The sequence below is a fragment of the Roseinatronobacter sp. NSM genome, from assembly GCF_052379845.1.
In the GTDB taxonomy this organism is placed as follows: Bacteria; Pseudomonadota; Alphaproteobacteria; order Rhodobacterales; family Rhodobacteraceae; genus Roseinatronobacter.
In genome coordinates, this window is sequence record NZ_JBQTCF010000005.1 from 86917 (window position 1) to 110018 (window position 23102).

Sequence of the window (23102 nt, forward strand, 5' to 3'; positions counted from 1 at the left end):
ATGCGCATTCGTGGGGCATGCTCTAAAGTGGTGGTTTTGCATGTTCGAGAAGGTCAAAACCGGTTCCCACTTTTGGACGACATGCTGTAAAAGCTGAAGGCGCAACTTTGCCCGCGTGGGACATAAAATTGGGGAAAACTCATGAAATTCACGTTGTCATGGCTGGCCGACCATCTGGAAACTGACGCCACGCTGGACCAGATCACCGATGCGCTGACAGATCTGGGGCTGGAAGTCGAAGATGTGTCCGACCCCGCCGCCACGCTTGGGGCGTTTCGCATTGCGCGCGTGATCGAAGCGGTCCAGCACCCCGATGCGGACCGGCTGCGGCTGTGCCGTGTGGAAACATGGCCGGACGGGCCTGATGGCCTATCGCAGGAAGTGCAGGTTGTGTGTGGTGCGCCCAATGCCCGCACGGGCATGCGTGGTGTGTTTGCACCCGTTGGCACCCATGTTCCCGGCACGGGCGTGGACCTGAAACCCGGTGTCATCCGGGGGCAGGCCAGCAATGGCATGTTGTGTTCCGAACGCGAACTGATGCTGTCTGACGCGCATGATGGAATTATCGACCTGCCCGATGATGCGCCCCTTGGTCAGCGGTATATTGATTATGCGGGTCTGAATGACCCGGTGATTGACATTGCCATCACTCCCAACCGCCCCGATGCGCTGGGTGTGCGCGGCATTGCGCGCGATCTGGCCGCGCGTGGACTGGGCCGGTTGAAACCGCTTGTGGTCACCCCTGTGGCAGGCCAGTTTCCCAGCCCCGTCAGCGTGACCATCGCCCCCGAGTTGAAGGAACAGGGCTGCCCGCTGTTTGCCGGGCGTGTCATTCGCGGGGTGCGTAATGGCCCGTCGCCTGCGTGGTTGCAAAAACGCCTGCGCGCGATTGGCCTGCGCCCCATTTCCGCGCTGGTGGATATTACCAATTTCTTCACCTTTGACCTGAACCGCCCCTTGCATGTGTTCGACGCCGACAAGGTGCAGGGCGGCTTGCGCATTCACCCCGCCAAAGGGGATGAGGAAATTCTGGCGCTGGATGAGAAAACCTACAAGCCCGCCGCAGGCCACATGCTGATATCGGATGATCAGGGCATTGAAAGCATTGCTGGGATCATGGGGGGCGAGCATTCCGGCTGCACCGATGATACCGTGAATGTGTTTCTGGAATCGGCCTATTGGACGCCCATCACCATTGCGGCAACGGGCCGCGCGCTGAAAATCAATTCGGATGCACGGTATCGGTTTGAACGCGGGGTTGACCCTGCCTTCACGCTGGACGGGCTGGAACTGGCCACAAAGATGGTGCTGGACCTGTGCGGTGGCACCCCGTCCGATATTGCCCTTGACGGGGCTGTGCCTGACACCGACCGCGCCTACCGCTTTGATGCGGCGCGCGTGGGGTCGCTGGTTGGCATGGACATTCCCGAAGATGTCCAGCGCGCCACCCTGACCGCGCTGGGCTTCCGGCTGGACGGGGATCAGGCGTTTGTGCCCAGCTGGCGCCCTGATATTCAGGGCGAGGCCGATCTGGTCGAGGAAATTGCCCGTATCGCGTCCCTGACCAAACTGCAGGGAAAGCCCTTGCCGCGCATGCAATCGGGCGTGCCACGCCCCATTCTGACGCCGTTGCAAACCCGCGAACGCGCCGCGCGGCGCATGCTGGCGGGGTTGGGCTATAATGAATGCGTGACCTACAGTTTCATTGACGGGGCCGCCGCTGCGCTGTTTGGCGGCGGGGGCGATGATGTGCGCCTTGAAAACCCGATTTCGTCGGAAATGACGCATATGCGCCCTGATCTGCTGCCCGGTCTGTTGCAGGCCGCCAGCCGCAACCAGGCGCGCGGCGCGCAGGATCTGGCCTTGTTTGAAGTCGGGCCTGCCTTTTCAGGGGGCGAACCGGGCGAGCAGCATATTCAGGCCGCAGGTATTCTGGTGGGCGCGACTGCGCCGCGCGACCCCTTCGGCACCCGCCGCGCCGTGGACCTGTATGATGCGAAAGCAGATGCCGAAGCCGTGCTGTCCGCCATCGGGGCACCGGTGAAGTTCCAGATTCACCGCAAATTGCCGGACTGGTTCCACCCCGGCCGTGCCGGTGTCATCTCGCTTGGGCCGAAACTGCCGCTGGCGGTGTTTGGCGAATTGCACCCCCGCGTGCTGAAGGCGTTTGACATCAAGGGGCCGGTGGTGGGCTTTAGCGTGTTTGTCGAAAACCCGCCTTTGCCCAAAGCGCGCAAAACATCGCGTCAGGCGCTGAACATCAGTGCCTTGCAGCCAGTGGACCGTGATTTCGCGTTTGTCGTGGCCGCCGATGTCGAGGCGCTGAATGTCGTCAATGCAGCACTTGGGGCCGACAAGGCGCTGATTGCGGGCGTGCAGGTATTTGACGAATTCACCGGGCCAAAAGCCGATGCGCAACTGGGCGCGGGCCTGAAATCGCTTGCGATTACAGTGCGCATGCAGCCCAGCGACAAGACCCTGACCGAGGATGAGATTGAACAGGTCAGCCGCAGGATTGTCGAGAAGGTGCAAAAAGCCACGGGCGGCACATTGCGCGCCTGAACCACGAACTGGCCGCGCCCTGCGCGGCCAGCATGCAACCGTGATGCGGTGGCGCGTCAAGCAAGTTTCACAACCTTTGGCCACAGCTGGGTAAAGGTTGTGATAGCAACCCTTTTCGAAAGATTTCCGAAAGCTTTCTTCTTAGCGCCGGTACACGCGTTGATCTCTTTCTAAAACCGTGATTTTCTTACTTCCACCACAAAGAGATCTGAAGTTTGAGAAGTGCTTGCTAAAAAGGGAAATTTGGATGGAATGGAAGAAACGCGGCTTAGTTTACTCTCCTGACGGCCGTTCGACTTGGGCTAAACACTCGGCATTGCAGCCGACCCCTCTTGTTTTTGATGATAAAGTTCGGGTTTTTTGCGGGTTCAGAGATGAAAGTGGTATGAGCCGCATTGGTTATGTTGACGTATGCTTTGGGAACACAATTAAGGTCATAGAGGTATCGAAAAAGCCGGTGCTTGACCTTGGTAGGTTCGGTATGTTCGACCAGCATGGTGTAGTTCCGTGTGCTGTAGTCCGCACAGATGGCGTGATCCGCCTTTATTATGCTGGCTATCTTCGCGGTGAAAAAGTCCGTTTTCAAGTTTTTGCTGGACTTGCAATCAGTACTGATGGTGGAGAGACATTTGTTCGTCACTCCGAAACACCTATCCTTGACCGCACCCCTCAAGAGCCTTTGTTTCGCGTAATACATACAATTTTCAGGGAGAACGGCAACTGGCGTGCATGGTATGGCGCAGGAAAAGAATTCGTCCAAGGCCAACACAAGACACTACCTGTTTATAATATTAGATATATGGAATCCGATGATGGGGTGCGCTTTCCCGCCTCCGGTAGTTTGGCTGTGGACAATCTTGCAGGTGAGCACCGAGTCGGCCGACCATATGTTGTTAAACAAGATGGCCGCTACGTGATGTTCTTTGGAAAAGGGAAAGAACAAGAGCCTTACCGCTTGACGTATGCCGTTTCCAAGGACGGCTACACGTGGACGCGCCATGGGGATATGAAGGGGTTAGACCTGTCTGAGGAGGGCTGGGATTCAGAAATGATGGCGTATCCGGCAGTCGTGACCACCAATTCAGGGACGTATATGTTCTACAATGGAAATAACTATGGGTACGACGGTTTTGGATGTGCAGAACTCGTGTCTTGGTAACTGCCCACTTCAGTGTTGTTCAAAATCATAAGCAAATATATTCGCATGATAGATATGCTGCCTACAAGGGTTGCGGCATCTCGCGTGGCTGCAAATGAGCGCAGCATGAACCAGAGAATATGCAAGCCGCGCCCTTTGCGCGGTTGCCATCCCTGTGGTTCTTGCAGCGTCAGGCAGCGGTGCTCAGGGATTACGACACCAGCCCTGCATCCAGCCGCAGCCTATGCCCTGATCCAAGGTCTTGCCATTGCGCCAATGGCCGTTCCATTCCCAGCGGATAAATCGGCGCGGCCGTGACCGCTGAGGCGGCGTTGCGGGTAAACCGCTGGCCCGGATGGGACACCGGCACCGCGTCCAGCAAGCGGCGGGTATAGGGGTGGGCTGGATTTGCCAGCACACTGCGCGCTGGCCCCTGTTCGACAATATTTCCGCGATACATGACCAGAATGCGGTCTGCGACCCGTTCCACCACTGCCATATCATGCGAGATGAACAAAAGCGCCATATCCTCGGACTGTTTCAACCCTTCCAGAAGGTCCAGAATCTGGCCCTGAATGGCCACATCCAGCGCGGAAACCGGTTCATCCGCGATCAGCACTTTCGGGCGCAGAACCATCGCGCGGGCAATGCATATGCGCTGGCGCTGGCCGCCGGAAAATTGGTGCGGATAGCGGTCCAGCGTGCCGTTGGGCAGGCCAACCTTGGCGACAAGGTCCTGAAGCGCGGCATCCTTGCCCTGCGCCGTCTGGCCAAGCCCGCGAATGCGCAAGGGTTCGGTCAGGATCTGACGCACTGACATGCGCGGGTCCAGCGCGGCATAGGGGTCTTGAAAGATCATCTGGATGTTGCGCCGCGCATGGCGCAATTCCGCGCCCGTCAGGGTGAACAGATCCTGCCCGTCCAGAAATGCGCGTCCTTCCTTGCTGGGCACCAGCCGCAACAAGGATTTCGCAAGTGTGGACTTGCCGCACCCGCTTTCGCCAATAATCGCCACGGTTTCGCGCGGGTGCAGATCGAAGGTAACATCTTCGACCGCGTGAAGATTGGCGATATGCCTGCGCAAGAATGCTGACCGGACAGGGAATTGCGTGCTCAGGTGGCGCACGGAGAGTATGGGCGCGGTATCTGCCTGATGGGGTGCCAGCACTGTGCCGCCCGCCTGCCCATCGCGGAATTTGGGCGCCGAGTCCAACAGTTTGCGCGTGTACTCATGCGCGGGCGCATCAAACACGTCCAGCACAGGGCCTTGTTCGACAATGCGCCCGTTCAGCATGACCGCCACACGGTCGGCAATTTCGGCCACCACCCCCATATCATGGGTGATAAACAATACCGACATGCCGGTTTCCTGCTGCAAGTTGCGGATCAGGCCCAGAATCTCGGCCTGCACCGTCACATCCAGCGCGGTGGTGGGTTCATCCGCAATCAGGATTTGCGGGCGACAGACCAGCGCCATGGCGATCATGACACGCTGGCGCATGCCGCCGGACAATTCATGCGGATACTGGCGCATGCGCCCTGCGGGGTCGGTCAGGCGCACTTTTTCCAGCATGGAAATTGCGGTGGCGCGGGCGGTGTCGGCCTTGTCGGGTTGGTGTTGGTAAATCGCTTCCAGCAATTGCGCGCCGATGGTCATGACCGGATTTAACGATGTCATGGGGTCTTGAAATATCATCGCTATGCGTGCCCCGCGCAAGGCCCGCATGCGCGGCTGTGACAGCTGCGCAAGGTCAAGCGGGGCCGCCCCCTGCGGCTGGTGCAACAGGATACGGCCCGCGCTGATATACCCGCCCTGATGGTCGATCAGCCGCATGATGGATTTGACCGTCACCGACTTGCCCGAACCGGATTCGCCTACCAGTGCCAGAACCTCGCCTTCATGCAGGGTCAACGACACATTCTTGACAGCGGGCGCGCCCGCATTGCCGAAATGAACATGCAGGTTTTCAAGCGTCAGCAGCGGGGGTGCAGCGGGCATGGCAGGTCCTTTCAGCGGTGGGGTCAGGCCGGATCGGGGGCGCGCATGGCCCATGCGCGGATTTCCAGCAGCGCATCGCGGCGGGATGCCTGCATTTGCACAACCGACAGGCCGGGGGGGGCGGCGGGGTCCACCCAATCGTTCCACACAGGCACGAAGGCGGGCCAGTCGCCCATATCAGCCAGCCAGACCTGAACCTGAACGATCTGGTCATGACCGCTGCCCATCTGACCCAGCAAATCGTCGATCACATCCAGAATGTCGCGGGTCTGGGTTGCAAAATCCGCTGCTTTGTCCGGGGCCGTCAGGCAGACGGACGCAATGTCCCCCGCCGCTGATCCAAGAAAAATTTTCGGCCCCCAGCTGTCGATACGGCCAGTTTTGTGAATGCTCATGCTTACACCCCGGTCTTGTAAGCGACGGCCACGATTTCCAGCAGCAGGTCGGGGCGATACAGTTCGCCGGACACACAGGTGCGCGCGGGCGGGTTGGCGGGGTCGACCCACTGGTTCCAGACGGAATTCAGACCCGAGAAATAGCGCATGTCCTTCAGCCAGATGGTGACAGTGAACAAATCGGCCTGCGTCAGCCCCGCTTCGCGCAGCAACTCGTCCAGTTGGGTGATGGCGTCTTGCGCCTGCTCCTTGATGTCCCCGTCCAGGTTGCGCGGCTGGATGCCTGTCATATGGACCCAATTGCCGCTTTTGCACAAAAGCGCGCGATGTGCGCCGTCCATGGTTTCGGTGTGGCTGCGTGTGATCATGGATATGTCCTTTGGTTAGTGGGATTTCAGTTTAGGGTCGAACTGGTTGCGCAACGCGTCCCCCAGCAGGTTCAGGCCCAGCACAGTCAGGAAGATGGCCAGCCCCGGAAACAGCGCCATCCACCACGCGCTGGAGATGTAGGAGCGCGCATCTGACAACATGCCGCCCCAGGTTGGAATACTGGGCGGCACCCCAAGGCCCAGAAAACTAAGCGATGATTCCGAGATGATGGCGTTGGCCATGGCAAAACTTGTCATCACAATGACCGACAGCATGACATTGGGCAGGATATGCTGGCGCAGAATGAACCAATGCCCCGCCCCCAGCGATTGCGCGGCAAGGATGAATTCGCGTTCGCGCAGGGCCATGCTTTCGGCGCGGGTCACGCGGCAATAGGGAATCCAGCGCTGCGCGGTCAGCGCGACAATCACGATGGTCAGCCCCTGCCCGATAAAGGCCACGATGGCGATTGCCAGCATCAGCGGCGGAAACGACCAGAAGATTTCCGCCACTTTCTGGATGGCACTGTCAACGCGCCCGCGAAAATACCCTGACACAATCCCCAGAAATACGCCTGCCACACTGGCAAACAACGCCACGGCGGTGGCAATGATCAGCGACACCCGCGCGCCATGGATAATGCGGCTCAGGATGTCGCGGCCCACATGGTCGGTGCCCAGTACATGCGGGCCGCGCCAGTCGGGCGGTGTCAGCGCCAGCATCAGGTCCTGACGGTTGGGGGCATGGGGCGCGATCAGGTCTGCGAACAGGCCAAACACAACCAGCAACAGGATTGTGGTAATCCCGTAAACCCCCTTGAACCCGGTCAGATGGCGATAATCCGTGCGCAGGCTGTGCCAGCGGTCGCGCAGGGACAGGGGGGGATGGGAAGTATTGTCCATGTCAGTTCATCCGTATGCGCGGGTCAATCAGGGTATAGAACAGGTCGATCAACAGGTTCATCACGATGAACATGCCCGTATAAACCAGCACCAACCCGATAATCAGCGGAAAATCCCGCGAAGAAATGCCGGTAATCAGCAAGCTGCCAATGCCCGGCCACGCAAAGACGGTTTCAACAATCATCGCGCCAGACAGAAGCGTGCCGAATTCCAGCCCGATGATAGTGACAACGCCCACCATGGCATTGCGAAACGCATGACGCCACAGAACGCGCGCCTCGCTTAACCCCTTGGAACGTGCGGTCATGACGAAATCTTCGCGCAGCGCGTCCAGCACCTGTGCGCGGGTCATCTGGGTGATGATGCCGGTCATGTTGGTGCCCAGCACGATGGCAGGCAGCGCAAGGTGTTTCAATGCCGCAACCAGGGCATCCCAGCGCCCCGCCAGAAGGGAATCGAGGATCAGAAACCCTGTCACACTCTCAACGCCCAGGCCCCAGGGTTCGCGCCCGCCAGATGGCAGGATATTGAAATACCCCGCGAACAGCAGAATCAGCAGGATGCCCAGCCAGAAATTCGGCATGGATATTCCTGCAAAACTGAAGGCCGATGCGATTGCGTCCCATGCCGTGCCCGGACGCGCGGCCGCCAGAACCCCCAACGGCACGCCAACGATTACGGCAATCAAGGTCGCGGCGACGGCCAGTTCAATGGTCGCAGGCAAGCGTTCCATGACAATTTCGATGACCGGCATTTTGTAGCGGAAGGACATGCCGAAATCGCCCGTCAGGGCATTTCCCAGGAAGTTCAGGAACTGGACGAAGGGCGGGCGGTCCAGCCCCCAGGCTTCGCGGATGCGGGCCTTGTCAACCTCTGACGCCTCGTCCGAGATCAGCATGGTGACCGCATCGCCGGGGGCAAGCTGCATCAGCGCGAAGATGATGCCGGACACGACAATCAGCACCGGCACCGCACCTGCAAGGCGTTTGACGAAATACAACAGCATGGCGCCTTCCTTTTGACATCAGGCCCGAAACAGGTTCGGGCCTGTGGTTTCAGGTTCAGTTCACAAAAATTTCCCAACCATCGGCGCGGTCTGCGGGTCGCGGCTGGAAGGAAATGTCCTTGGACACGCCCCAACCCATCTGGTGTTGCCACATAAAGGCGGCGGGTGCCTGATCTACCAAGGTGCGGATTGCGGCCTGCATCTTCAGCGCGCGTTCGTTCGCGTCGAATTCAGACCGTTCCGCGCCCAGCAATGCGTCCAGTTCCGCGTTGGAAAAGCGAATGCGCGGTGACCCGCCAGTGGCGAAATACTGGTGCAGCGCGCGCGACGGGTCGATCATGGACCCGCGCCCCATATAGTAGAAGGGCACATTGCCTTGCTGTACATTGGCCCAAAGGGTTGCCCATTCCGGTGTGTCCAGCGTCACGGTGAAACCTGCTTCTTCCAGCATGGGGACCATGGCTTCGGCAATCTGGCGGTCAGCGGTATAGCGGCCCACAGGGGTGGACAAGGTGACTTCCACCCCTTCGAGATTCACAGATTGCAACAAGGCGCGGGCCTTCGCGGGGTCGTATTCAAACGGCGTTGTGAAGTCGGGGTCAAAGCCGATCTGCCCTTCGCTGACAGGGCCGTGCAGAATTGTGGCCTGATCTTGCAAAATGGCCCGGACAATCGCTTCGCGGTTTATGGCATGGGCCACTGCCTGGCGCGCTTCCAGCACATCCCAGGGGTGGGTATTGGGCGACATGGCCAGAAACATCATTTCAACCGAATTGGTCGTGGCAATATCGGCATTGGGCAGGTCGCGCACACGCTGCATCAGTTGCGGGGGCACCCCTTGGGCAATCTGCACTTCGCCATTGGCAAGGGCGGTCACGCGCTGTTCGGGTTCGGGCATAAGGCGATACATGATCTGCGCGGGGTTGTTGGGGGCGGTCATCGGGTGGGCGTCATCGCGTTCGATGATCATGTGCTGGCCGATGCTGACCTCGACCATCTTGTAGGGGCCAGCGCCATAAGGGGCCTGACGGAACATGTCGTCGCCCAGTTCGTCAAACAACGCCTTGGACGTGACCTGCACACCGGCCAGATTGTCGGGCACCGTGGCGTCGGGGGTCCGTGTGGTGATGTGCACTGTCAGATCGTCAATGGCTTCTACATTGGTCCAGTCGCTGACAAGGAACGACTTGCCGGACCCCGGATTATTGGCCATGTAGTCAATTGAATGCACGATGTCTGCGGCCAGCACGGGTTCCCCGTTATGGCGTGTCAATCCGGCGGGCAGGGTCACTTCCCATGTCAGGTCATCAATCGCGCGGACCGACTCGGCCAGATAGGGGACAAATTCGCCTGCGTCAAAATCATAGCGCGTCACGCAGCCATAGACCTGACACCAGACACTTCCCATAAGGACGACCGGATCGGCATAAGGGTTATAGCCGGAAATGGTTTCGGTCGTGGCGATGGCGACACGCGCATCTGTGTAATCCTGTGCCGCTGCGGATACGGCTGCCGCGGCAAGGGCGGCCACGCTCAAGCTGGATAAAGCTGATATTCTCATCTTGGTCATCCCGTTTGGGGCCAGTCGTTCAGACAAGGCGTTTGCATATTCGGTAACCGTTGGTCGATTTTTGCACGGTCCTTGTATAAGTGAACGTTTACTTACCTTATGGGAAGCGATAAAACCAAATCATCAAGACGATGCCGCAGGTCGCCGCCACATTGACCATGAATTAGACAAAGCGCCTTACTTCTGCGCAAAACTGGGACAGAAGCGTTGGAAAGCACAACAATAGACAGGGAACTTGATTCGGCCCCCGGTGTTCCGGAACGGTTGGTGATGGCAGGCACGGCAGAATTCGTGCGTCACGGGTTTCAAGGCGCCAGCATTTCAACCATTGTGGGGGCCGCCAATTGCAATGTGCGCATGGTGTATCACTACTTTGGCAACAAGCTGGGCCTGTATCGGGCCTGTATCGCGCGCGCCTACGGGCATTTGCGCGACGCCGAGGCGCAGGCCGGTTTCTGGAACGCCCCCCCGCGCGATGCGATTGCGGAACTGGTGCGCTTCACCTTTGACTATATGCTGAACTATCCTGAATTTCAGGGCCTGATGCGCGTTGAGAATATGGCCGATGGGCAGCATGTGCGCGAAGTGGGCAGTGTGAATGACCGCGCGGCCAGTCTTTTCGGGCGCATGAACACAGTGTTGGATAACGGGCTGCGCGATGGCAGTTTTCAGCACCGGCCGGATGCGGGGGCGCTGTATCTGTCCATCCTTGGGTTATGCACCATCCACATTGCCAACCGCCATACGATGCAGGTTGTCATGGGGCGGGATCTGGCATGCGCTGATTTTCTGGTCCCCCGGCGTGAAGAAGTTGTGCGTATCGTTCTGGCGTCGCTGGGGGCGTCGTGACAGGCGCGGTTACAACCCCGCATCCGTTAGCGACCGAGGCGGGCATGCAGGTGTTGCGCGCTGGCGGCACCGCACCAGAAGCGCTGATTGCTGCGGGCGCGGTGCTGGCGGTGGTCATGCCGCATTTTTGCGGTCTGGGCGGCGATGCGGTGTGGCTGGTTGCCAGTCCCAAAGGCGGCGCGCGCAGTTTTCTGGCCATTGGCCAGGGGCTGGATCGTCCGTTTCCCGCGCGCCCCGTTCCGCTGCGGGGGCCAGACTCGATCCTGACAAGTGCGGCTGTTGTGGCAGGCTGGGATCATGCGTTCGGCTATGCGCGCGCACAACTGGGGGGGCGTGCCAAATGGCAGGATTTGCTTGCCCCTGCCATCGCCCATGCCGAGGCAGGGTTTCCCGTCACCCCGTCACAGGAATTCTGGGCGCGGTTCAGGGCGGCAGAGCTGCCGACATGGCACGGTTTCGCCCCCATCTTCCTGCAGGATGGCCAGCCCCCTTGCGCAGGTGCCCCGCTGCGCCAGCCCGAACTGGCCCGCAGCTTGCGTGAAATTGCCCAAGATGGCGCGCAGGCGTTTTATCATGGGGCCCTGTCGCAGCGCATTGTTGACGGGTTGCGCGCTTCAGGGGCCGTCATATCGCGGGCGGATCTGGCGCGCACAACCTGCCGCGATGCACGGCCCCTGTCGCTGCCGTATCGCGGTCTGGACCTTCTGGCGCCGCCGCCGCCCACGCAGGGGCTGACAACCCTGCAGATCATGGGCCAGCTAGCCGCGGTGGACATGGGCAGCCTTCAGGCAGGCAGCGCAGATCACATCCATTATTGTGTGGAGGCCGTGAAACGTGCCTTCTTGCAGCGCCACCGCATTGCAGACCCGGCTTTTCATACGGTGGATGCGGCCCACAGCCTTGCGCCCGATACACTGACTGCGCTGGCCAAAGATATTTCGCTACAAAAGGCTATGCCATGGCCCCATATCTGGCAACATGGCGATACTGTGTTTCTGGGCGCGATTGATGCGGCGGGCACTGCGGCCAGCGTGTTGCAAAGCATATATTTCGACTGGGGCAGTGGTGTCGTGGCGGGGGAAACGGGCATCCTGTGGCAAAATCGCGGCGCGGCATTCAGCCATGATCCTGCGCATGTCAACGCATTTGCGCCGGGAAAACTGCCGTTCTACACGTTGAATCCGGGCATTGCCCTTCAGGCGGGGGTGCCGAAACTTGTCTATGGCACGCAAGGGGCAGACGGGCAGCCCCAAACGCTGGCCATGCTGTTGACGCGCCTGATTGATTTCGGCCAAGCCCCGGCACAGGCGCTGGCCGGTCCGCGTTTCCTGCTGGGGCGCACCTTTTCGGACAGCCGCGACAGCCTGAAGCTGGAAGGCGATGTGGGCGCGTCCATCTGCGCTGATCTTGCTGCGCGCGGGCATGCGATCAGCATGATCGCGGCACAAAGCCCGATGGCAGGGTTGGCCGGGGTGGTCCAGAACGGACCTGACGGGCCTGCGGCATGGCCTGACCCGCGCTAACCTTATGTTGTAGCATGTCTTTTTGCGCAAAACCGGTTCCCACTTTTGCGCGACATGCTCTAATGCTGCGCGCGTCAGGGCGCAGCCAGATTGCCGATGACCTGCAAAAAAACCTGCGCCGTGTCGGTCCAGTCTGGCAATGTTGCCCCGGCCCGCTGGCTTTTGCGCGACAGCGCATCATGCAGGCCCGCATCCGTCAGCAGGTCGCGCAGGGCCTGCGCGAAGGCATCAGCATCATCCGGGGGGACCAGAAGCCCCGCCCCCCGCATCGTTTCAGGCACCGCGCCTGCGGCACAGGTGACAATCGGCAGGCCATGAAGCTGCGCCTCGCTGATGACCATGCCATAACCTTCATACCGTGTGGCCAGCGCAAACATATGCGCGCGGTTATAGTAGTCTGACAACGCCTGTGGGGGCATCCCGGCTTGGAACCGGACGCGGTTGCGCAGGCCCAGATCATCGCGCACCCCTTTCAGCCGGGCCAGCAATGCATCATCCTGCACCGCCCCCACGATGACTGACTGCCAGTCAAGATCCGCAATCCGGCCAAGCGCGCGCATCAGCACATCATGGCCTTTGCGTTCGCAAATCAGGCCAACTGTCAGAATAAGTGGCGGGTCATCCTTGCGCGGGACGGGCAGGGCGGGGGCTGCGCGGTCAAAACCGGGCGGGGCTATGGTGACGCGCGCGCCGTCAACGCCGAATTGCTGGGCCAGAATTTCCTTGATATGCCCTGACGGCACAATGACATGTGCAGCATGGCGCAAATTCGCGCCCTCGCGGGCCATCAATTCCGCAGCACGCGCTTGGGGAAGCCCCGTTTCCAGCCCAAGCGGATGGTGCAACATGACAATCACGCGCCGGTCCAATGCGGCCACATCACGGGTTTGCATCGCCCCGAAGGCCAGCCCGTCAATGATGACCGGCATATGCGGTGGCAATCCGCGCAACAGCGCCAATGTGGCCGCAGTATCATGGGCGTCAGGCGCCGGCCAGCTTGCGGGCAGGGCCAGATGGCGCACGGGCTGGCCCAGAGCGCGCAGGGTTTCAATCACGCGGCGGTCATATTGCGTGCCACCACTGCGCGCCTGAATGTCGCCGGGCAGCGCGAAGGCAATTTCCGCCACACTCATACGCCGCCCCCATGGCTGCGCGTCCAGCGGTGCAACCACACTGGCGCCAGCAGCGCCCCCGATGGCACGCGCAGGCGCAACCGCAGTTCTGCAACTGTCATGTCAGGGGGTGGTGTAAAGACGAAACTGGCCCGCCACGCCCCGTTTTCTTCGCGCAACGGGTAGAAGGCGGCACCTGTAATATGCTGCGTTGCCGCGTCCGATCCGAAATCAAGCTGGGCTTGCGTGTAATCTGCGCTGTCCCCTGTGCCGGAGGCGGGCGTGAAGTCCAGAACAAAAAGCCGCCCTTCGGCTGCGTTTGGTTCAATCCCTGACGCGCTGCGCAGCGGCAGCAGCGGATAATCCTGCGCGGGCAATGCAGCAGGGCCGGGGGCGCACCAGTCCAGCCTGTAGGCGAAGCGGTGTTCGCCGGGTTCCAGCGCGGTACGGGGGCGCCAGAAGGCCACGATGTTATCGGCAAATTCATTCGGTGTTGGAATTTCCAGCAGCGTGACCGCCCCCGCCCCCCAATCGCCCAAGGGGGTGACCCATGCAGACGGACGACGGTGATAGGCCCCTTCCTGATCGCGGAAATGGCTGAACTGAACGGGCATCTGCATCAACCCGAACCCGCGGGGGGCGGTATCCGCGAAAGCGGACATTTGCACCTGCGCGGGGTTGGCAAGCGGACGCCACAGCCGTTCGCCTGCGCCATTATCCATCACCAGAACATCGCTGTCATGCACAGCGGGGCGGAAATCATCAACTGCGGCGGGGCCAAGGTCGTTATGCTGGAACATGGATGTCAGGGGCGCAATGCCCGCATCGTCAATGCGGGTGCGCGCGAACAGATGCAAGCTGCACTCCATGGTTGTGGTGTCGCCCGGTGTCAGTGTCGCAATCAGGGCCGCTGCACAGCGCGGGCTGTCCACAAGGCAGCCGAACTGCAGGCTGGACCCGCTGTCAAACACCGCGATATGGCGCGTGACGGGAAATTCCTCGGGTTCGGGGCCGCCAGTGCCAAGCGCCAGCGCGCGCGCCGACAGGCCATAGACCGTGCCCTTGGCCAGCGCGCGGAAGTAACTGGCCCCCTGCAGCACAAGCACTTCGTCCCATATGCCCGGCCGGTTTAGCTGATGGCGCAGCCGCAGCCCTGAAAACCCCATATCCGGCAGGACGCCTGCTTGCGGGGGCGGGGTGAAATAGCGCGGGTCATAGTCAAACAGTTGCGCGGAAAATACCGTGTCATGGTCCGGCAGGTCAATATTCACAGGGTCGCGGAACAACCAGCCCGGCGGCAGCAGATCGGCCATGAAATGCGGCCCCAGCGCCAGATCAGCAGCATACCCGCGACGGGGCCGGATGCCGCGATAGCTGTCATATGTCAATGCCGCGAAAGGCGGGTTCAGCACTTGCGGGCGCGGCGCATAGGGGGATGCCGCCAGATGGCGGGCAGCGTCAATCATGGCCTGCGGGTCTGGCAGGGGGGCCGGTGCCTCTGCCAGCGCCGCAGATGACGACAGCACAGGCCCCAGCGCAGCCGCGCACACCCCGTTCAGAAAATCACGTCTGTTCATGCGGCATTCATCCTTTGCGTCACGCGCCCCTGGTTGGTTTTGGCCGTATCCGGCGCGCGTAAAACCACCATGCTGTAGGTCATGATACCCGCGCGGTAGGCTTGCGTCAGGGCATTGCCGCCCACCATATTGGCAAATATCGCAAACCGCGACAGGCCCAGCCAGTCCGCGACCGGCCCCGCATAGCGCAAGGCGTGGTCGCGCATGCGGTTCAGGCGCAGCAATGCGTTCAGGTCATGCGTGGCCAGCGATGTGTAGCCCAGCGCCTGCGCCTGCGCGATAAACGTGCTTTGTGCCGTCACATGGCCCAGACGCCACCCTTTGCGGAAGGTGCGCACAAGGGCGCGTTCGCGGGGCGACAGGTGGTCATCGGGGCGGGCCAGCATGTCATCCACCACAACCAGCACGCCCCCCGGTGCCAGATGGGACCGCGCCGCTTCCAGAAAACGCGCCGCGCTGTCAATATGGACATGGCTTTCGATGGCCAAAACAAGGTCCGCGCGTGGCAGGTCCATGGGCTGCGTGAAATCTGACTGCACGAAGCGGCATTGCTGCTCCAGCCCCAGCGCGCGGGCATGCATCCGCCCCAGCCGGACCTGTTGCGCGCTTAGGGTAATGCCCGCCATTGACGTGTCGGGCCACAGCCGCGCCAGATGAAACAGGCTGCCACCCACCCCGCACCCCAGATCACACACATGGTGCGGCGCGCGACCCAGCGCCGCCAGCGCGGCATTGGCAATCAGGTCATTGGCATGCGCGGCGGCCGCTTGCGTGCAGGTGATCCCCTGTGCCCAAAGCGGGCGATGGATGGCCAGCGCCGCACCAGTGCCGCCAACCGCCAGAAAGCGTGCTGTGCTGGCATCGTAATAGCGCGCGACCGGATCATCCCTGGCGGGGGCGTCAAGCCAGCCAATCAGCCACGGTGCAGCCAGCAGCGGCCCGACCACTGGCAGCACCATCGCCGCCGACAGCAGTGCGGTTGCGGGTGTGCCGATCATGACCTGCGGGGTCAGGACACTGGCCAGAATGGCCCCTGCGGCCAGCTGTTCCCCGCGCCCTGTAAACCGCGCTGCCCCACCCGCCTGACCAGAAGGTTGCCACCCCGCATCCTTGCCCGCCAGCAGCGCCAGCAAGAAGCCACTGCGCCGTAACATGCCGATGGGGGCAAAGAGCGTGGTCAACCATAATTCTGCCACTAACGCCCGCCCCAAAACCCGCCTGCGCGCCGCCCGCCGCAACGCCCCGCGCCCAGCCGCAACACCCATGAATTTGGGCACCAGCAGCACCAGAAGCGCGCCCAGCAGCGACCAGACAGCCTGCGCGTTGGCATGAACCGCCCCTGACCCCATCAGCAAAACCAGCGCCAGCCAGATCGGGGCCGACAGGTAGGAATGAATGCCTGCCAGAAAATGCAGGCGGCTGGCAGGGTGCAGGCCATGCCGGCCGATCAGGCGTATGTGTTGCAGATTGCCTTGTGCCCAGCGCCTGTCACGGCGCAGATGGCCGGACACGCTTTCGGGCGCGTCCTCGAAGCTGCCGCGCGCGTCGGGCGAAATGCACACGCCCCACCCGGCGGCACGCATCAGGGCGGCTTCCACAAAATCATGGCTGAGCACCGGACCCCCGAAAGGGGGGCGCCCTGACAGCGGCGCCAGTTGCGCGACCATGGCGAAGGCGGCAACCCGCAACAGCGCGTTGTGGCCCCAGTAATTGCCCGCATCACCGCTTAAATGCGCCAGACCATGTGCAAAAACTGGCCCGCACAGGCGCGCCGACAGCCGCTGCATGGCCGCAATCCGGCTGTGCCCCGGACGCAGGGCGATTGCCGCCTGAACAAGGCCAAGTTGCGGGTCTGCTGCCATTGCGGCGCGCATTTGCGCCAGCCGCGCAGCACTGAAGCCGCTATCTGCGTCCAGCACCAGCATGGTGTCAAACCGGTCCCCATGGGCCTTCAGCCAGTCATGCAGATTGCCGGGTTTACGTCCTTCGGGCGCGCTGCGATTGCGCCAGATGATGCGGGTGCTGAACGGGGCTAGCGCCGCCTTCTCGCGGTCCAGCGCTTTCGTGTCGGTTGTATCGGACAGCACAAAAACGGTGCAGGATTGCGCTTGACCGGTGCGTTCCAGCCCTGCAATCAGCGCAGCGATGCGCCGCGCCAAGGGTTCGGGGGGTTCGCCGCATACCAGCCATAAAATGGCGCATTGCGAAGTGGCGGGTTGCGGGGTGAATGGTGCGCCTGCCAAGGTGCCTGCAACCGGGGAAGTGCGCAGCACCCAAAACCCCGTAAGGGCCGTCACCGCCGCCGCTGACAGCCACAGCGCATTGACGCCAAACAGCGCCAGCGCCGCCCCCGCCAAGGCGGGATGTGTGGCTGCCATGTCCAGCCCGTTCCACAAAAGCGCACTTAACGCGCCCGCCACAGCAAGGCTGGCCAACAGATGCAGGCGGCGCGCGCGTGTCAGCGTCATTGCCCGGCTTTGCCAAAAGGGGGCCAGATACGCCCGAACACCCCGTCCCGGCGCATAAGGTGCATCATGGCCGCGCCGATATGCACCAAGATCAGTCCCGCCAGCGCGAAACGGGCATTTGCGTGAATGGTTTTGGCGGTTTGCGCCAGCGCGTCCGACCGGGGGATGACTGTCGGCAGGCCCAGCGCATCCAGCATTTCAATCGGGAAACCGCCTGCGCGAACGCGGATATACCCGCTGATCGCCATCACCAGCAACAGCGCATAAAGCGCCCAGTGCGCGGCGCGCGCGGCCCCTGCCTGCAGCGGGGAGATCCCCGCAGGCATGGGCGGCGCCGGATTGCGCGCCCGCCATGCCAGCCGCATGATGACCAATGCCAAGATCACCACGCCACCATTCTTGTGCAGGATGAACAGCACATCCTGCGTCGGGCGTGCAAGCCCGTCCGACACCATGATTGCGCCAACCGGCAGCATGGCAATCACCATGACGGCCACGACCCAGTGCAAAGTGCGGGTCATCGGGGCATAGCGTCGCGGGTGCGTCGGGGCAGCGGGCATCGTAACATCTTTCCGATTTGCGCACAGGTTTGTCCCCTAACGATAGCTCAATCCAGAAAAAGGCAAGCGCAAGCGTTTCAAGGGGCGGGTTTTTGTTGACAGGCATTGACTTGGTGCAGGGCACGCTAGTTCGCCGCTTATGGTAGACCTGTCATTTTCCAAACCTGTCACCCCATTTGCGCGTGTCCAGCTTCAGGCGATCTGCGCGATTGTCTGCGCTGGGGTCATTGCGTCGCTCGGCGGCTATGGGCTGGGGCAGGCCGCTGGCATGGGGCCGCGCGCAGCGTTGGTTTGTGCCGCGCTTGCAGCGGCGGTCTGGCTGGTTGGGGCCGTTGGGGTTCTGGCAGGGCTGAAGCCCGCCTATTTCCCGCATGACAGGCTGGGCTTGGCGAATGTTGTCACCCTGTGGCGCGGTGCGTGCATTGCTGCAATGGCGGGGGTGCTGGCAGTGCCGCAGGCGCTCGCGCAGGGCGGTGGCTGGCTGCTGGCGGGGCTTGCGGCACTTGTTCTTGCGCTGGACGGGGTGGATGGCTGGGCCGCGCGGCGCGCGGGCCTGTCGTCGCGCTTCGGGGCGCGGCTGGATGTGGAAACCGACGTGGCCTTCGCGCTTGTCACCGCAGCGCTTGCGGTTGCAGCGGGCAAGGTGGGCGTGTGGTTTCTGGCGCTGGGCCTGTTGCGCCCCGCGTTTTTGGGGGCCGCGTATGTCTGGCCCGTGCTGCGCGCACCCCTGCCCCCGTCACAAAGGCGGCGCATGGTTGCGGGCCTGCAGATGGGCGCACAGGTGGCGTTGCTGGCCCCGATATTAACCGCGCCGGTTTCGGGACTGGTGGGGGGGGCGGTGCTTTTGGTGGTTGGGGTGTCCTTTGCAGTGGACATTCGGGCGCTGTTGGCCAGACGGGGGCAAGGCTTGTGAGTTTCGCGCGCCTCGGGCTGGCAACAGGTGTGCTGTATCTGGTTTTGATCCAGCCCAACCATCCCGCCGCCTTGAGTTGGGGGGCTTTAGGCGTTTTCCCGCTGGAACTGCCGGTCATTCTGGCGGCGCTGGTTGTGCTGGGCGCGGGGCGCGCGGGCGCGGTGCTGCGCGCGGCGCTGGTTGCGGCGCTGGTGGCCATAGCGTTGTTGAAGCTGGCGGATTTCGGCACATTCATCGCATTCAACCGCGGCTTCAATCTGGTTGCGGATTATAACCTGTTGCCTGCGGCATGGGACCTGACGCGCGGCAGCATCGGCTTGCTGCCTGCGGTGCTTGCGGTTGCGGGCGGGGGCGTGCTGGTGGTCGCGCTGGTCGTCGCGCTGTGGTGGGCAACAGGGGTTTTCGCGCGGATGTATGCTGGCCCCTTGCCGCGCGTTGCGGCAGCGGTGCTGTTTGTGCCCGCGCTTGCGCTGGCGGTCGCGGAAATAGGGCAGGCGCGGCGGGCATGGTCGCTGCCGCCTGCGTTGCGCGCAGTCCTTCCGGGGGCGGCCTTCACGGCGCGCGTGGGTCTGGAACGGGTGGAGCAAATCCGCACCACACGCGCTGATCTGGCCCGTTTCCGGCTGGCGGCCCAAGAAGACAGCATGCGCGACACCGCCCCCCATTTCGACAGGCTGGGCCAGCGTGATTTCGTGCTGGCCTATGTCGAAAGCTATGGGCGGTCCAGTTTCGACAATCCGCTGTATAGCCCGACCCACACGGCCACATTGCGCGGTATAGAGCAGGACCTGACCGCACGCGGCCTGTCCATGCGGTCGGGCTGGGCGCGCGCGCCAATGGTGGGCGGCCAAAGCTGGCTTGCACATGGCAGTGTCGCATCCGGCCTGTGGCTGGACACACAGGCGCGCTACCGCGCGCTGATTGCCAGCCCCCGCCAGACGCTGTTTCACTATGCCCAACAGGCGGGCCGGCGCACAGTCGCCATAAAACCCGCGCATATTTTCCCATGGCCCGAAGGTGATTATTTCGGTTTCGATGCCATCTATAACGCTGCTGATCTGGGGTATCAGGGGCAGCCCTTCAACTGGGTGACCATGCCCGACCAGTTTACCCTGCACGCGCTGGACAGGTTGGAACGCGACCGGACAGACCGCACACCGCTGGTGGTGCAAGTGGCGCTGGTGTCATCGCATGCGCCATGGGTGCCCATCCCGGAACTGGTGGATTGGGACGCTATCGGCACAGGCACCATTTTTGACCAATGGGCGCTTTCGGGTGACCCGCCAGATGTGGTGTGGCGCGACCATGACCGCGTGCGCGACCAGTTCCGTCTGGCCGTGGATTACAGCTTGCAAACGATGGGCGACTGGATCGCGCGTCATGCTGATACCTCGCCGCTGGTTGTCATGCTGGGCGACCACGAACCTGCGCGCTTCGTTTCCGGGGTCGAAGGGTTTGACGTGCCTGTGCATGTCATTGGCCCTGCTGATCTTGTGGACCAGTTCGCCAGTCTGGACTGGACCGAAGGTATGATCCCCGCGCCGCAAACCCCCTCCATACGGATGGATGCCCTGCGCGATGTGCTGCTGTCGCGCCTTGGCAGTGGCGCGGCGTCTGCGCCATGAAGGGGGTGTTGCGCTTGCTGGCGTCGCTGGCGGGCCTCGGGGTGGTGGTCTGGCTGGTGGACCCCGCGCCACTGGCGCAGCATTTGCGCAGTGCCGATCTGCGCTGGCTGGCGCTGGCGGTGGCGCTGCTGGCCGGACAGATTGTCGTCTCGGCGCTGCGCTGGCAATTGACCGCACAGGCCCTTGGGGTGCGCCTGCCGGGCTTATGGGCGATCTGCGAATATTCCCTGTCAGTGCTGGGCAATACGCTGTTGCCCGGCGGGGTGCTGGGCGATGTGGGGCGCGTGGCGCGGATGCGCGCATATGGCGGTTGGCGGCTGGCGGTCGGGTCGGTGGTGATTGAACGGCTGGCGGGGCAGGTGGCACTTGCGCTGGCGGCGGCGCTTGGTGTGGGGTGGTGGGCTGCTGTCTATCACGGTGCGGGCGCGTTGGTCATCGTGCCGCTGGGTGCGCTTGTGGTTGCGCTGGTCTGGGGCGGGGTGCGTTTGTTACCCTTGGCGGTGCGCGATGCTGTCCGCGCCGCGTGGTGCGCGCCTGCTGTCATGCCGCGCCAGCTGGGCTTTACTGCCGTGATCGTGTGCTGCAATCTGGGCGGGGTATGGGCTGCGGCGCAGGCCGTGGGCGTGGGCTTGGGCCTTGGGGCAGCGCTGTTTGTCATTCCGCTGACATTGCTGGCCATGCTGGTGCCTGTTTCGGTCAACGGGTGGGGCCTGCGCGAAGGGGCTGCGTTGGTGTTGTGGCCTTTGGTGGGCGTCGCCGGGCCGCAGGCTGTCGCGGCCAGTATCAGTTTTGGACTGGCCGCCCTTGGCGCCGCGCTTTTGGCTGTTATTCCATGGGCGGTGCAACTGGGCATGGCGCGCAGACAAAAACCGGCCATGGCCCCATCAATGATTGAAGGTGACAGACAATGACCCGCCCCCCCAGCCTTATTCCCCCGCAGGTGCAAAACGCCGCGTATGGCCACGAACTTGCGCCTGTCCTGTCGGCGATGACACGCGCCGGGGACGGGTTGCTGGACTTCTGGTCCAATCGCGGCAGTCTGGAGGTGGCTGAAAAACGCGCAGGCGATTTCGTCAGCGCAGCAGACCGCCAGACCGAAGACATGTTGCGCGATGCCCTGTGCCGCCCCGGTGACCACTGGCTGGGCGAGGAGACGCATTCCCCCCGCCCCCCTGCGCAAGACGGTGCGCGCGTCTGGATCGTTGACCCGCTGGACGGGACCACGAACTTCTTGCGCGGGATCGGACATTGGGCAATTTCAGTCGCGCTGCAGGTGGACGGGGTGCGGGTGCTGGGGGTTATCCATGACCCGCTACGGCGCGAAACCTTCTATGCGGTGCGCGGGGCAGGGGCGTTCTTGAATGGTGTCCCAATACGCGCCGCAGCGACGCCGCGCCTGCAGGACGCGCTGTTTGGAACGGGAATACCGTTTGGGCAGATGGCGCATATTGACGACCACACCATTGAGATTGCGCGACTGATGCCGCTATGCGCAGGGGTGCGCCGCATGGGGGCGGCGGCGCTGGATCTGGCCTATGTGGCCTGCGGGCGTCTGGATGGCTTCTGGGAAAGGCGGCTGCAGCCATGGGACATTGCCGCGGGGCTGGTGCTGGCGCAGGAAGCCGGGGTGCGGGTTGAAGCGCTGGACAGGGCGGAAATGCCCGAAGCCACCGGCACGGTTCTGGCCGCCTGCGCACCGCTGTTTGATCCCTTCGCGGCGGTGCTTCGCGGGGCGCATAGCGGATGAAGGTTGGCGCAGCGTCAAACCTTCAGCCGCGCATAGATGTCGCCTGACCCCGCATCAGGGGCCAGCGCGGCCAACCATGCCGCCACGGCGTCCCTGTCGCGCCAGTCCTGCCATTCGAAGGCGGCGTTTTCCCCGCGAACGACGTTGAATTCATATGTGCCCAGCCCCGCTATCATGCGGATCGCCTGTTGGCTGACATCGGGCAGGCCGGGCAGATACTCCACCGAAATCAGCGCGACGGGCTGGGACAGGCCGGACAGGACTTCGGTTTCGAACCCTTCCACGTCGATCTTGATATAGCGCGGCAGGCCATGCTGCGCGATCATCCGGTCAAGGGATGTCATCGCCACCTCGGCGCGGGCATCCCAGCGGACATGTTCAAACCCCGGCATGGCGCGGGCTTCATCGGGCAGGGTTGCGCGCAGCGATGACACTGTGGGGTGACGCTGCGACACCGACATTTCGGCCCGCGCTTCTGCTGGACCCAGCGCCGCCTCGATCAGCACGATATCACGCGGCAGCGTGCGGCGCAGAAACCGCGCGAAGGCGGGTTGCGGTTCAAACGCGATCACCCTTGCGCCACAGCCGCGCATGACGCGCGCCCGCGTTCCGACATGCGCCCCCACATCAAAGACCAGATCGCCGTTCTTCAAGATATTGTTATACAAAAGTCTGGTCCGGCGCATCAACAGCGGGTTGAAGTAAATCAACACAGACCGGCACACGCCCAACATGCTGCGCAATGACATTGTTTTCCACCTTTCACATTGCTTGGGCGTTCAGATAG

At 62.3% G+C, this 23102-nt stretch carries 19 protein-coding genes; 8 read left to right on the top strand and 11 right to left on the bottom strand.

Going from position 1 to position 23102, the window contains the following annotated elements; all coding sequences use genetic code 11:
• Positions 1-141: 141 nt before the first annotated feature.
• Together pheT and ACTZWY_RS04365 are read left to right on the top strand one after the other, a co-directional pair.
• Positions 142-2562, top strand: coding sequence for a phenylalanine--tRNA ligase subunit beta (gene pheT, locus ACTZWY_RS04360; protein ID WP_444789467.1), 2421 nt, complete (start codon positions 142-144; stop codon positions 2560-2562).
• A gap of 247 nt (positions 2563-2809) precedes the next feature.
• Positions 2810-3721: a hypothetical protein gene (locus ACTZWY_RS04365; RefSeq protein ID WP_444789468.1), complete on the top strand. Its 912-nt coding sequence runs from the start codon at positions 2810-2812 to the stop codon at positions 3719-3721.
• 190 nt (positions 3722-3911) lie between these two features.
• Here ACTZWY_RS04365 and ACTZWY_RS04370 read toward each other — a convergent pair whose 3' ends face one another.
• Genes ACTZWY_RS04370 through ACTZWY_RS04395 form a run of 6 tightly spaced genes read right to left on the bottom strand, consistent with a single transcriptional unit; the run spans position 3912 to position 9932 of the window.
• Positions 3912-5699 carry an ABC transporter ATP-binding protein gene (locus tag ACTZWY_RS04370; protein ID WP_444789469.1) on the bottom strand — a complete coding sequence of 596 codons (1788 nt, stop codon included), beginning with the start codon at positions 5697-5699 and terminating at the stop codon, positions 3912-3914.
• A 23-nt stretch (positions 5700-5722) separates the two neighbouring features.
• Positions 5723-6094: a Rid family hydrolase gene (locus tag ACTZWY_RS04375; RefSeq protein WP_444789470.1), complete on the bottom strand. Its 372-nt coding sequence runs from the start codon at positions 6092-6094 to the stop codon at positions 5723-5725.
• 2 nt (positions 6095-6096) lie between these two features.
• A complete protein-coding gene (locus ACTZWY_RS04380; protein ID WP_444789471.1) occupies positions 6097-6462 on the bottom strand; it encodes a RidA family protein in 366 nt (121 codons plus the stop codon).
• A 15-nt stretch (positions 6463-6477) separates the two neighbouring features.
• Positions 6478-7365 (bottom strand): ABC transporter permease, encoded by an 888-nt coding sequence (locus ACTZWY_RS04385; protein WP_444789472.1) that lies wholly within the window; start codon positions 7363-7365, stop codon positions 6478-6480.
• Position 7366: 1 nt separating this feature from the next.
• Positions 7367-8371 carry an ABC transporter permease gene (locus ACTZWY_RS04390; RefSeq protein WP_444789473.1) on the bottom strand — a complete coding sequence of 335 codons (1005 nt, stop codon included), beginning with the start codon at positions 8369-8371 and terminating at the stop codon, positions 7367-7369.
• Between the two features lie 55 nt (positions 8372-8426).
• Complete coding sequence (locus ACTZWY_RS04395) at positions 8427-9932, bottom strand: ABC transporter substrate-binding protein (RefSeq protein WP_444789474.1); 1506 nt, start codon at positions 9930-9932, stop codon at positions 8427-8429.
• Between the two features lie 216 nt (positions 9933-10148).
• On the opposite strand from ACTZWY_RS04395, the gene ACTZWY_RS04400 reads away from it, so the two are divergent.
• On the top strand, positions 10149-10790 hold the full coding sequence (locus tag ACTZWY_RS04400) for a TetR/AcrR family transcriptional regulator (protein WP_444789475.1): 642 nt from the start codon (positions 10149-10151) through the stop codon (positions 10788-10790).
• Positions 10787-12313 carry a gamma-glutamyltransferase family protein gene (locus tag ACTZWY_RS04405; RefSeq protein ID WP_444789476.1) on the top strand — a complete coding sequence of 509 codons (1527 nt, stop codon included), beginning with the start codon at positions 10787-10789 and terminating at the stop codon, positions 12311-12313. Before ACTZWY_RS04400 ends, ACTZWY_RS04405 begins: the two co-directional genes overlap by 4 nt.
• A gap of 74 nt (positions 12314-12387) precedes the next feature.
• Here the strand turns inward: ACTZWY_RS04405 and ACTZWY_RS04410 are convergent, their stop codons facing one another.
• Genes ACTZWY_RS04410 through ACTZWY_RS04425 form a run of 4 tightly spaced genes read right to left on the bottom strand, consistent with a single transcriptional unit; the run spans position 12388 to position 18030 of the window.
• On the bottom strand, positions 12388-13446 hold the full coding sequence (locus ACTZWY_RS04410; protein ID WP_444789477.1) for a glycosyltransferase family 4 protein: 1059 nt from the start codon (positions 13444-13446) through the stop codon (positions 12388-12390).
• On the bottom strand, positions 13443-15002 hold the full coding sequence (locus ACTZWY_RS04415; RefSeq protein ID WP_444789478.1) for a glucan biosynthesis protein: 1560 nt from the start codon (positions 15000-15002) through the stop codon (positions 13443-13445). The genes ACTZWY_RS04410 and ACTZWY_RS04415 overlap by 4 nt, the downstream gene beginning before the upstream one ends.
• Positions 14999-17470 (bottom strand): glucans biosynthesis glucosyltransferase MdoH, encoded by a 2472-nt coding sequence (gene mdoH, locus ACTZWY_RS04420; protein WP_444789479.1) that lies wholly within the window; start codon positions 17468-17470, stop codon positions 14999-15001. Before mdoH ends, ACTZWY_RS04415 begins: the two co-directional genes overlap by 4 nt.
• Positions 17467-18030, bottom strand: coding sequence for a cytochrome b (locus tag ACTZWY_RS04425; RefSeq protein WP_444789480.1), 564 nt, complete (start codon positions 18028-18030; stop codon positions 17467-17469). Before ACTZWY_RS04425 ends, mdoH begins: the two co-directional genes overlap by 4 nt.
• A gap of 139 nt (positions 18031-18169) precedes the next feature.
• Here ACTZWY_RS04425 and ACTZWY_RS04430 point away from each other — a divergent pair, with 139 nt between their 5' ends.
• Genes ACTZWY_RS04430 through ACTZWY_RS04445 form a run of 4 tightly spaced genes read left to right on the top strand, consistent with a single transcriptional unit; the run spans position 18170 to position 22315 of the window.
• Positions 18170-18943 carry a CDP-alcohol phosphatidyltransferase family protein gene (locus ACTZWY_RS04430; RefSeq protein WP_444789481.1) on the top strand — a complete coding sequence of 258 codons (774 nt, stop codon included), beginning with the start codon at positions 18170-18172 and terminating at the stop codon, positions 18941-18943.
• Positions 18940-20568: a sulfatase-like hydrolase/transferase gene (locus ACTZWY_RS04435; RefSeq protein WP_444789482.1), complete on the top strand. Its 1629-nt coding sequence runs from the start codon at positions 18940-18942 to the stop codon at positions 20566-20568. Before ACTZWY_RS04430 ends, ACTZWY_RS04435 begins: the two co-directional genes overlap by 4 nt.
• Positions 20565-21479, top strand: coding sequence for a lysylphosphatidylglycerol synthase transmembrane domain-containing protein (locus ACTZWY_RS04440; protein WP_444789483.1), 915 nt, complete (start codon positions 20565-20567; stop codon positions 21477-21479). The genes ACTZWY_RS04435 and ACTZWY_RS04440 overlap by 4 nt, the downstream gene beginning before the upstream one ends.
• Positions 21476-22315 carry an inositol monophosphatase family protein gene (locus tag ACTZWY_RS04445; RefSeq protein ID WP_444789484.1) on the top strand — a complete coding sequence of 280 codons (840 nt, stop codon included), beginning with the start codon at positions 21476-21478 and terminating at the stop codon, positions 22313-22315. The genes ACTZWY_RS04440 and ACTZWY_RS04445 overlap by 4 nt, the downstream gene beginning before the upstream one ends.
• 14 nt (positions 22316-22329) lie before the next feature.
• On the opposite strand, the gene ACTZWY_RS04450 is transcribed toward ACTZWY_RS04445, so the two are convergent.
• Entirely contained in the window at positions 22330-23064 is a 735-nt protein-coding gene (locus ACTZWY_RS04450) for an FkbM family methyltransferase (protein WP_444789485.1), read from the bottom strand.
• Positions 23065-23102: the final 38 nt, after the last annotated feature.

What these genes read in the sequence shown, in the direction of transcription:
- pheT (WP_444789467.1), top strand. Translation starts at nt 142, where the DNA reads ATGAAATTCACGTTGTCATGGCTGGCCGACCATCTGGAAACTGACGCC.
- ACTZWY_RS04365 (WP_444789468.1), top strand. Translation starts at nt 2,810, where the DNA reads ATGGAATGGAAGAAACGCGGCTTAGTTTACTCTCCTGACGGCCGTTCG.
- ACTZWY_RS04370 (WP_444789469.1), bottom strand. Translation starts at nt 5,699, where the DNA reads ATGCCCGCTGCACCCCCGCTGCTGACGCTTGAAAACCTGCATGTTCAT.
- ACTZWY_RS04375 (WP_444789470.1), bottom strand. Translation starts at nt 6,094, where the DNA reads ATGAGCATTCACAAAACTGGCCGTATCGACAGCTGGGGGCCGAAAATT.
- ACTZWY_RS04380 (WP_444789471.1), bottom strand. Translation starts at nt 6,462, where the DNA reads ATGATCACACGCAGCCACACCGAAACCATGGACGGCGCACATCGCGCG.
- ACTZWY_RS04385 (WP_444789472.1), bottom strand. Translation starts at nt 7,365, where the DNA reads ATGGACAATACTTCCCATCCCCCCCTGTCCCTGCGCGACCGCTGGCAC.
- ACTZWY_RS04390 (WP_444789473.1), bottom strand. Translation starts at nt 8,371, where the DNA reads ATGCTGTTGTATTTCGTCAAACGCCTTGCAGGTGCGGTGCCGGTGCTG.
- ACTZWY_RS04395 (WP_444789474.1), bottom strand. Translation starts at nt 9,932, where the DNA reads ATGAGAATATCAGCTTTATCCAGCTTGAGCGTGGCCGCCCTTGCCGCG.
- ACTZWY_RS04410 (WP_444789477.1), bottom strand. Translation starts at nt 13,446, where the DNA reads ATGAGTGTGGCGGAAATTGCCTTCGCGCTGCCCGGCGACATTCAGGCG.
- ACTZWY_RS04415 (WP_444789478.1), bottom strand. Translation starts at nt 15,002, where the DNA reads ATGAACAGACGTGATTTTCTGAACGGGGTGTGCGCGGCTGCGCTGGGG.
- mdoH (WP_444789479.1), bottom strand. Translation starts at nt 17,470, where the DNA reads ATGACGCTGACACGCGCGCGCCGCCTGCATCTGTTGGCCAGCCTTGCT.
- ACTZWY_RS04425 (WP_444789480.1), bottom strand. Translation starts at nt 18,030, where the DNA reads ATGCCCGCTGCCCCGACGCACCCGCGACGCTATGCCCCGATGACCCGC.
- ACTZWY_RS04430 (WP_444789481.1), top strand. Translation starts at nt 18,170, where the DNA reads ATGGTAGACCTGTCATTTTCCAAACCTGTCACCCCATTTGCGCGTGTC.
- ACTZWY_RS04440 (WP_444789483.1), top strand. Translation starts at nt 20,565, where the DNA reads ATGAAGGGGGTGTTGCGCTTGCTGGCGTCGCTGGCGGGCCTCGGGGTG.
- ACTZWY_RS04445 (WP_444789484.1), top strand. Translation starts at nt 21,476, where the DNA reads ATGACCCGCCCCCCCAGCCTTATTCCCCCGCAGGTGCAAAACGCCGCG.
- ACTZWY_RS04450 (WP_444789485.1), bottom strand. Translation starts at nt 23,064, where the DNA reads ATGTCATTGCGCAGCATGTTGGGCGTGTGCCGGTCTGTGTTGATTTAC.